General features: G+C 66.3%; 2 protein-coding genes. Both read left to right on the top strand.

Annotated features, from left to right (window positions below):
* Positions 1–1,281 (top strand): efflux transporter outer membrane subunit (locus GCN74_RS21980; protein ID WP_152258647.1); only part of this gene is annotated, 1,281 nt, incomplete at its 5' end.
* Positions 1,282–2,050: 769 nt separating this feature from the next.
* A complete protein-coding gene (locus GCN74_RS21975) occupies positions 2,051–10,813 on the top strand; it encodes an SdrD B-like domain-containing protein (protein WP_152258646.1) in 8,763 nt (2,920 codons plus the stop codon).
* Positions 10,814–10,826 lie beyond the last annotated feature (13 nt).

Here is a 10,826-nt window from a genome sequence, read left to right as displayed (position 1 = left end):
GCCGGCGCGCCTGCGGCGGGTGGCGCGCAGGTGGAGCAGCTGTGGTGGCAGGCCTTCGGCGACCCCGTGCTGAGCGACCTGGTGGGCGAGGCGCTGGCGCGCAATGGCGACTTGCGCGTGGCGCGCGCCCGCGTGCAGGAATACCGCGCGCGGCTGGCGCAGGCCGATGCGAACCGCGCACCCAGCCTGGCCTTCGACGGTTCGCCCACGCGCACGCGCACCCTGGCCTCCAGCGGCAAGCCGTATGTGACGAATGTCTTCCAGGCCGAACTGCAGGCCAGCTATGAAATCGACGTGTGGGGCCGGCTGGCCAGCCTGAGCGACGCGGCGGGCGAGAGCTACCGCGCCGAACAGGCCAGCCTCGACGCGGCCGCCCTGTCGATCGCCGCCAGCGTGGCCACGGCGTATCTGAATCTGCGGGGCCTGGACGCGCAGCTGGCGCTGGCGCAATCGACCCTGCAGCTGCGCGAACAGTCGCGCGAGCTGGCGCGCAAGCAGTTCGAGGTGGGCTACAGCTCGCGGCTGGAATGGCTGCAGGCGCAATCGGAATACCATGCGGCGGCCGAGCAGGTGCCGCAGCTGCAGCGGCAGATCTTTGAACAGGAAAACGCGCTGGCCGTCCTCGTCGGCGGCAATCCCGGTCCCATCGCGCGCGGCTTGCCGCTGGCCGACCTGGCGGCGCCTGGCGTGCCTGCCGGCCTGCCGTCGGAATTGCTGCGCCGGCGGCCCGACATCGCGCGCGCGGAACACAACCTGGCGGCCGCCAATGCCAGCCTGGCCGCCACGCGCGACCAGCTGCTGCCCTCGTTCAAGCTGACGGCCGTGGGCGGCGGGCAAGCCACGACGCTGACGGATTTCCTGCATGCGCCCACGGCCCTGTGGCGGCTGACGGCGCTGGCGGCCGGTCCCCTGTTCGACGGCGGGCGCGTGCAGGCGCAGACCGATGCGGCCGGCGCGCAGCGCGACCAGCTCGCGTACACGTATGAAAACGTGGTGCGCAACGCCTTCGCGGAAACGGAGAACAGCCTGGGCGCCATCTACCGGCTCAAGCAGCAAGCCGTGGAAAACGACGCGCGCCGCGCTACGGCGGAAGATACCCTGCGCATCGCGCACAACCGCTACCGCAATGGCTACGCTTCGTACCTGGAAGAACTGGACGCCCAGCGCACCCTGTACAGCGCCGACGTGGGCTTGCTGCAGCTGAAGACGCGCATCCTCGTCGCCTCGGTCGACCTGTACCGGGCCATGGGCGGCGGCTGGTCCGCGGGAGCCCGCCCTTAGCGCTGGCCCCGGCAGCGGATGTCTGCATCGGCCGGGACTAGCGCCCGGTCCCGGGGCCGGGCATGGCAGGCGCCTGCCGCTGCCTGCCCGATACCGCCGCATCCGCGGTGTTTGCCAGGATGCTGGCGGGGCAGTCTCCCCCGTGCCGCTTTTCTTGAAACATCCCCGCTTTTCCCCTGTCCGCGGCGGCGCGCTGCCGATCTTCTTGTTGTATTTTTACAACTTTCTTTTCACGTTGCTGCGTATAAAAAATTTCCACATGGAATTTTTTTGCGTTTTTTGCCGTGCAGCGCCTGTGATACCAATAAACATTGTCATTTCAATTATTTTTAGTGTCACATGGCTAACACTTTCCTTTTTGATATGTCCGATACCGTACATAGTGACGTATAGACCGAAATTGACGCTTTTCTCCTCTTTTTTCGTCCTCTGCCGGGCTGGACGACGAAAATCCTGACTTAGTACCAATTTAAAAAAAATAACAAAATAGACACATAAATTGACATGAAGGCAGGTGCATTTGCGGGTTTTTTGTATTTCCTTGCTAATTTCAATTAATTAATTATTTGATACTTAAATTGCTTGTAATGCATTAAAAAATGCACCAAAATGTCGCAAATTATCAATGTTGTCATAAATTACACATTGAGTATTTGTTGACTTTCGTGCCGCCTTGCCATGTCCGCAGGGTGAAAAAACAGGCCGTTCGCTGTTTTTTCTGGGCCGGAAGTGCCGTTGCAGCACACCGCACAACCCCCTGACGACTGCCATGCCTATGTCCTCCTTTTTGCGCACGATCTTTTCCTGTCTGATCTCCTGCAAGCGGGGAGGGTCGCGCGGCCTCCTGCAGCACTTGTTATGGCTGATCGCCTGTTGCTGCACCCTTGGCGCGGCGGGAACGGCGTCGGCGGCGGCAATCGACTTGTCCGTTTCCGCCTATCTGCAAGCGCCGGACCCCGTGCCGCGCGGCGGCAAGGCCAGCTTTTCGGTGGTGGTGACGAACAATGAGGACCTGGTCGATGCGACGGGCACCGTGCGCCTGGCGGTGGAACTGCCGGCCAATGTGAATTTTGCGTCGGGCACGGCGCCGGCCGGCTGCGCCTTCAATCTGGCCGCCAGTCCGCAATTGCTCACTTGCACGCGCAACGGACTGGGCAAGACCGCGAACTGGACGGTCAATTTCAGCGGCACGGGCGCGGCGGCGTCTGCCGTGGTGACCAAGGCCAGCGTGTCCTTTGTCAACGTGGACACGGACGGCAACAGTTTCAACAACGATTCGATCAAGACGATCACCGTCATCAAGGGCGCGGACCTGAGCGTCGCCGCCAGCGGCACGACGGGCTTGAGCGGCTGCCCCGCCGCGTGTACGGCAGCGGCCGGCGCAACGGTGGGCTACCGGGTGGACGTGGCAAATGCCGGTCCGGACAGCGCATCGCAATTCAAGGTCACGTATAACTTGCCGGCCAGCGCAGATTTTACCTACGCGTCGGCGTCAGGCACGGGCTGGACGTGCGCCCGTTCGGGCACCGTGCTGACCTGTACCTACAGCGGCGCGGCCATCGGCGTCGGGCAGCAGGCTCCCCCCATCACGATCGGCGGGCGCATCGTCAAGAGCATCGCCGGCACCATCACCAATGGCGCGTCGGTGGCATCGAGCGACTTGCAGACGGGCGATCCGGAAGACGGCAACAACGGACCCAGCCAGGTCATCGTCACGGTGAAGCCGGGCACCGACCTCGATGCCCGGCAAACCCTGGTGTCGAACGCCAGCGGCCTGAGCTCGTTGACGGAGGGCGAGGCGGTCAGCCTGAATCTGTGGGCCGTCAATAGCGGCACGCAGGACGCCAGCGGCGTCACCGTGAAGACGACGGTGCCCGGCGATTTCACCATCGGCACCTTGCCGGTCGGCTGCGCCAAGGCTGGCCAGACGATCACCTGCAATGTCGGCGCGCTGGCGCTGGGCGCCACCTCTGCCAAGTTCCTGATTCCGCTGACCGTCGCCACGGGCGCGACGGGCGGCGCCAACGTGGTGGACGTGGCACGCAGCGCTCCGCTCGACGGCTTGAACAATCCCGCCTCGGCCACCTACACCATCGTCGCGCCATTCGCCCACCTGACCCTGACCAAGAGCAAGTCGCCAGGACTGGTCGCGGCCAATGGCCTGATCACCAATACCATCACGGTCACCAATGCGAGTACCTCCACCAGTGCCGCCAGCGGCACCGTGACCGTCACCGATACCTTGTCGCCGCAGGAAAGCTATGTGGGCGCCAGCGGCGCCGGCTGGACGTGCAGCGCGGCGGGACAGCTGGTGACCTGCACCTACACGATCTCCGGCAGCCTGGCGCGCGGCGCGAAACTGCCTGCCCTGGTGCTGACCACGCGCGCGCAAGCGGGTTTTTCCGGCACCTTGAGCAATACCGCCTGTACCGGCATGGCCGCCGGGTCGGCGCACCAGCCGCCGGACAATGCGAGCACGGGCAATTGCGACACCGCCAGCGTCACGTCGACGCCGTTGAACGTCGACCTGGCCATCGTCAAGACGGCGTCCCTGGCCAGCTTGCCGGCCGCCTCGAATACCTTCAGTTATACCCTGGTGGTCAGCAATGCGGGTCCGGACAGCGCACCGACCGTCAAGGTGGTCGACGCCTTGCCGCACTGGTATAACGGCAGCGGCGGCACCACGGGCGGCAGCGTCGTGCTGGCCGGCAGCGGCGCCGGCGAAAGCTGCAGCTTTGCATCGACCATCACGTGCACGCTGCTGAACCTGGGCAATGGCGCGTCGCGCACCATCACCATCACGCTCAACCGCCCGTTGAAGGACGGCGCCTTGCTCAATACCGCCACGGTATCGAGCCCGGATGCCATCGACACCGATGCGGCCAACAACAGCTCCGGCGCCACCGTCACCGTGGTGCCGCAGGCCGACGTGGGCGTCACGGCGATGGCCGGTGCGCCGAATCCCGTGCGCGTCGGCGTGCCGCTGGTATTCACCACCTCGATCCGCAACAATGGCCCCAGCAGCGCGGCCAACGTGGTGCTGCGCCAGGTCATCGATCCGGCCCGCATGGCGTATGTGGCCGGCTCGGCCAGCATCGCGGGCAGCGCCGCGCAATGCACGCTGGTGCCCGCCTTCAGCGGCGCGCCCTACGCGGGACAGTCCGGCATCGAATGCCGGACCTTCGGGCTCGGCGATGGCGAGACGCGCCAGCTGATCTTCTCGGTCATTCCCGTGTTCCCGTATCCCGATGCGCTCGACGCGACCTATGCCAGCAGCGCCACCATCAGCACGACGACCGACGACAGCAATGCGGCCAACAACAGCAACAGCACCACCGTCACCGTGATCAGCAAGGAGCTGGACCTGAGCGTGTCGGCCGTCGATACGGGCTACGAACAGAGCCCGTTCGGCGATGCGCTCGTGTACCGGGTCACCGTGCAAAACAACGGGCCGTCGCTGGCCACGGGCCTGAAGCTGGTCGTCACGCCCGTACCGCCGCCGCAAAATGGCGCGGCCGCGCCGTATACCATGCTGTGGAATGCCGCCGGCAGCACCTTGCCGGCCGGCGCCGCGTGCAGCCAGCCGGGCGGCGCGGGCACGAACCTGGTGTGCTACCTGGCCAGCGTGCCCGGCGACAGCACGCTGTCCAGTGGCGCCAGCCGCGTGTTCGGCCTGAAATTCGATACGGGTCCCGTCAGCAATGCACCGCTGGGATCGATCACCTACAAGATCAACGCCAGCGTCGAATCGCTGGAAACGGGCGCGGCGCCGTTTGCCGGCGACAAGCTGGCGACGAACAACGTGGTGGAAGAAACCACCACCGTGCTGCCGAAGACCGATCTGATGCTGGTGTCGAAAACCGTCTCGCCCGCATCGCCGTTCAGCATCAACCAGCCCTTCAGCTACACCCTGGTGGTGGGCAATCTGGGTCCCGCCCTGGCGGCCAGCACGGTCGTCACCGATGTGCTGCCGGCCGGTTTCGTGCTGACGGGCGCACCGACGGCGCGCCTCGGCTCGGGTGCTGCGCTGGCCTTGAACAACTGCGTCAGCAGCGGTTCGCCGGTCACCGTGACCTGCACGCTGGGCGTGCTGCCGATTGCCTCGGGCGCCGCCGACACGGCCAACCTGGTCGCCATCACCATCCCCGTGAAGGCGCCATACCCGGCCTATACGGGACCGTTCGCCAGCAACATCACGAATACCGCCAGCATCGTGCCGACGCCGGGTACCTCGCGCGATCCGAACGCCGGCAACAACAGTGCCAGCGTCGACGTGCAGATCGTCAAGTCGAGCATCGCCGGCTCCGTGTATAACGATGCGAACCGCAGCAACGGCATGGATGCCGGTGAAAAAATCACCAGCAGCGTGACGTTCTCGCTGTACGGCCAGGATTTCTGGGGCAACGATATCGGCACGGCGGGCGCGCCGCTGACCCTCAGCACCAGCAGCGGCGACTTCCTGTTCGACCGCCTGCCGCGCTCCGCGGCCGGCGGCTACACCCTCGTCGAGACACAGCCGGCCAGCTACGCCGACCTGTTTGAAGTCGCGGGCACGGCCGGTGGCACGCCGCCGCCGGCCAGCTGCGACAACGGCGCCAACTGCTCCGCCAGCGCGGCGCACAACAGCATCGGCCAGATCGTGCTGGCGCCGAATACGGCGGCGACGGGCTACCTGTTCCAGGAATACGCGCATGCGGCCATCAGCGGCTACGTGTACGCCGACAGGAACAACAACGGCCTGCGCGAGGCGGGCGAAAATGGCATCGCCGGCGTGCAGGTGCAGCTCTCCGGACTGACCTTCTGGGGCGCCGACGTGTGCGTGGCGATGGGCAGCGCATGCACGGCCACCACCGACGCCAATGGCAAATACAGCTTCACCAATGTCCCGCCTAGCCGTCTGGGCGAATCCTACACGGTGACGGAACTGGCCCAGCCTGCAGGCCATGCGGATGGCAAGGAGCAGAACGGCGCCGGCAATGTCGTGGCGAACAGCGCGGGACGCGCGGCGCCGGAAGGCATCGTCATCGGCAGCATCGAACCGGGCCTGAGCTACACCGAGCGCAATTTCGGCGAACTGGCGCTGGCGTCGATTGCCGGCAGCGTCTACATGGACAGCAACCGCGATGCGGTGCGCCAGGGTGGCGAAAGCACGGGCGTGGCCGGTGTCACGCTGACCTTGAGCGGCAACGACCATCTCGGTCGTCCCGTCTGTCCTGGCAATGCCGTACCGAGCTGCACCTTCCAGACGGGCGCCGATGGCAGCTACCTGATTGCGGGCCTGGCGCCGAGCGATGCGGCCGGCTATGCCGTGACGGTCACGCCGCCGGCCAGCCTGTATCACACGGGTGCGCAGGCCGGCAGCCTCGGCGGCCTGATCGACGGCGCCGTGCGCGTGCCTGGCACGGGCGTGCCTGGTGCGGCCATCCGCACTGCCGGCGCCATCGTGCTGCTGCCCGGCGCCACGGCGACGGGCTACCATTTCGGCCAGGCGCCAGGCGCGTCGGGCGGGGTGGCGCAGTCGCTGTCCGGCTACGTGTATATCGATGCGAACCGCAACGGCCGCAAGGACGGGGGCGAGACGGGCATCGCGGGCGTGACGCTCACCCTGTCGGGTACCACGGCGGACGGCTTCGACGTCTGCAGCGTGATCGTGCCTGCCGTGTGCACGCTGCAAACGGCGGCCGACGGCGGCTACAGCTTCACGGGCCTGCCGCAAAGCGATGGCAACGGCTATGCCGTGGCTGAAACCCAGCCTGCCGCCTACCTCGATGGCGCGGAAAGCGTGGGCACGGTCAATGGCGTCGCGACAGGCCGCATCGGCGGCAGCGCGCCCCGTTTCGACCAGTTCAGCGGCATCGTGCTGCCGAACGGCGGCAGCGCGCGCGACTACAATTTTGGCGAACTGACGGGCAGCATTGCCGGCAAGGTGTACCTCGACGTGGATGGCAATGGCGCGGCCGGCAGCGGCGACACGCCGCTGGCGGGCGTGACCTTGACGCTGACGGGGGGCGCAGGCGGTGCCGTGACGGTACTGACGGATGCCAGCGGCGCCTACCGTTTCGACGGCCTGCTCGCCGGTAGCTATACCGTGACGCAAACGCAGCCGGTCAATTACGCCGATGCGGCGCAAGCGGCCGGCAACGGCGGCGGCAATACCGGCGTGGCCAACGTGGTCAGCGCCATCACGCTCGCGCCGGGCGCGCAACTGACGGGCTACGATTTCGGCGAGAAGACGGGCGCCATCAGCGGCGCCGTCTATGTCGACGCCAACGACAATGGCGTACGCGATGCGGGTGAAGCCACGGGCATCGCCGGCGTTACCGTCAGCCTGTCCGGCATCGCCCGCGACGGCGTCACGCCGGTCAACCGCACGGCCATCACGGCCGCCGACGGCAGCTACAGCCTGCGTGACCTGCCGCACGCGAATGCGGCCGGCTATACCTTGGTGGAAACGCAGCCGGCCGCCTATCTGGACGGACGCCAGCGCAAGGGCCTGATCGACGGCGCCGCCTCCTGCGCCAATCCGGCCTGCGACATCGGCACGGCCAATACCATCGCGCGCATTCCATTCGATGCGGCGAAGAGCCATACGCTTTTTGATTTCGGCGAACTGCAGGCGGCGAGCATTGCCGGCCGCGTGTACGGCGATGCGAACGACAGCGGCAGCTACGAGAAGGGCGAGGGCCTGCCGGGCGTGAGCCTGACGCTGAGCGGCATCGACAGCCACGGCAAGCCGGTCAATGTCACCGTCGTCACGGACGCCGACGGCAGCTACACCTTCCCTGGCCTGTATCCATCGGGTCCGGCCGGCTACACGGTCACTGAAACGCAGCCGGCCGGCCTGGGCAACTATCCGGGTGCGACGGGGACTTTTGTCGGCAGCATCAACGGCAAGCCGGTCGGTACCGGCGCGGTCGATGCCATCGGTGGCATCGTCCTGCCGCCCCAGGGCAATGGCAGCGGCTATGATTTCCGCGAACAGGTGTCGTCGTTGCGCGGTTTCGTGTATCGAGACCTGAACGACAACGGCGCCATGGACGCGGGCGAAGCGGGCATCGCCGACATTGAAGTCACGGTGCGCGGCGCGAACGGCTTTAGCCGTACGGCGGTGACGGGAAGCGATGGCAGCTACCGCTTCGACGGCCTGCCGGCCGGTACCTACAGCCTGCTGGAAAACCAGCCTGCCGTGTATCTCGACGGCCGCGAAACGGCCGGCAGCGCCGGCGGCAAGGTCAACAACGCCAGCTTCGGCGCGGCGCCGGAACACAACACGATCAGCGACATCGTGCTGCCGGTGGCGACGCAGGCGAGCGGCTACCTGTTTGGCGAACGCCATATGCTGGGCAAGCTCGGTGGCGTGGTGTATGCGGACCTGAATAACGACGGCAGCCGCAACGATGGCGAGCCAGGCATTGCCGGCGTGACGGTGGCCCTGAGCGGCGCGTCCGTCGATGGCAAGCCCGTCAAGCTGAGCGTGGTGACGGGCGCCGACGGCAGCTACCTGTTCGATACGGTGCCGGTCAGCGACGCCGCCGGCTACACCCTGACGGAAACGCAGCCGGCCGGCTATGTGGACGGCAAGACGTCCGTGCTGCCGGGATCGGTGGGCACGGCCAATGCCAGCAAGCCTGTCGGCGTGGGCAACAAGGATACGATCAAGGGCATCAGGCTGGCGGCGGGCGACGACATGCGCGGCTATCTGTTCGGCGAGAAGGGCATCCCGCAATTGAAGCCGCCCATCATCAACGGCTACGTATGGCTGAACCGCGACGGCAGCCGCGTGCGTCCGCTCGACGGCAGCCAGGCTGGCGTGGCCGGCTGGACGGCCGAGCTGCACCAGGAAGGCAAATTGATCTGCCGCGCCATCACGGACGAGAAAGGCTTCTACCAGTTCGACAACCTGCACTGCCCCGGCTACGAGGCGAGCGGCTTGCCGACGGGTTCCGGCTACGCGATCACCTTCCTCAAGGATGGCAACAACATGCCGAATGTGCCCGTGTCGACGGGAGGCGAAGGCGTGGTGCTGCCAGGCGGCAGCCGCATCAGCGACCTGACCCTGCGCGACGGCGACCGTGTCGTCGAGCAGAATCTGCCGCTCGATCCGGCCGGCGTGGTGTACGACTCCGTCACGCGCAAGCCGGTGGCCGGCGCCGTGGTGTCGATCAGCGGCCCCGCCGGTTTCGACAGTGCCACGCACCTGGTGGGTGGGGTTGCCGAGCAGACGCAAACCGTGGGCAGCGACGGCATGTACCAGTTCCTGCTGCAGAACGGCTTCCCCAGCGGCGTGTATACGCTGAGCGTGGTGGCGCCGGCGAACTACCTGCTGGCGCCGTCCGGCAGCCTGCCGGCCTGCAAGGGACCGCTGACGGTGGGCCTGGTGCCGGATCCGGCCTTTATCCAGGCCAGCGATTCGGCGCCGGTATTGTCGACGAAGATGGAACTCGATCCGAACAACTGCACGGGACTGGTCGCCGGAGGCGCCAGGACCACGCAGTACTACCTGAGCTTTGTCATCACGAACGGCGGTTCGGCACCGATCCTGAACAACCATATTCCGCTCGACCCGCTGGGCAGCGACAGCATCATGGTGACGAAGACGACGCCGATGCTGAACGTCACGCGCGGCGACCTGGTGCCATACACGATCACGGTCAGCAATCCGCAGGCGGCAACCCTGGGCGCGATGGAAGTGCGCGACCTGATACCGGCCGGCTTCAAGTACCGCGTCGGCAGCGCGACCCGCAATGGCGTGCCGGCGGAACCGGTCGTCGATGGCCGCAGCTTGCGCTGGAAGGAAAGCGGTTTCGCCCCCAAGGAGAAGAAGACCTACAAGCTGATGCTGATGGTGGGCAGCGGCGTTGGCGACGGCGAATACGTCAACCAGGCCTGGGCAGCGACGGGCGACACGCGTATTTCCAACCTGGCCACTGCCACGGTGCGGGTGGTGCCGGATGCCACTTTCGATTGTCCCGACATCATCGGCAAGGTTTTCGACGACCGGAACGCGAATGGCTACCAGGATGAAGGCGAGACGGGCATTGCCGGCGTGCGCATGGCGACGGCGCGCGGCTTGCTGGTGACGACGGATGCGGAAGGACGCTTTCACGTGGCTTGTCCGGCGATTCCGAATGCGGACCGCGGCTCGAACTTCGTCATGAAGCTCGATGACCGTACCCTGCCGAGCGGCTACCGCGTCACGACGGAAAATCCGCGCGATGTGCGCCTGACCCGAGGCAAGGTGGTCAAGCTGAACTTCGGCGCCACCATCCACCGTGTCGTGCGTCTTGAGCTGAGCGACGCCGCATTCCTTGCGGGTGAAACGGCCTTGCAGCCGGAATGGGCAGCACGCATCGAAGGACTGGTGGCCAGCCTGCGCGCCAAGCCATCGGTACTGCGCATCGCGTATGCCGCTGGCGGCGATGCCGCGCTGGCGCAGCGCCGCAGCAAGGCGATCGAAAGCGAGATGCAGGCGCGCTGGCAGGCACTGCAAAACGAATATCCCCTCGTCATCGAGATCGAGGGCGCACAATGAAACCGAAAATGAC

This window comes from Janthinobacterium sp. FT14W (assembly GCF_009208755.1).
GTDB lineage: Bacteria > Pseudomonadota > Gammaproteobacteria > Burkholderiales > Burkholderiaceae_D > Janthinobacterium > Janthinobacterium violaceinigrum.
Note: the sequence above shows the minus strand (reverse complement) of the source record. Positions and strands in the feature narration are given on the sequence as shown.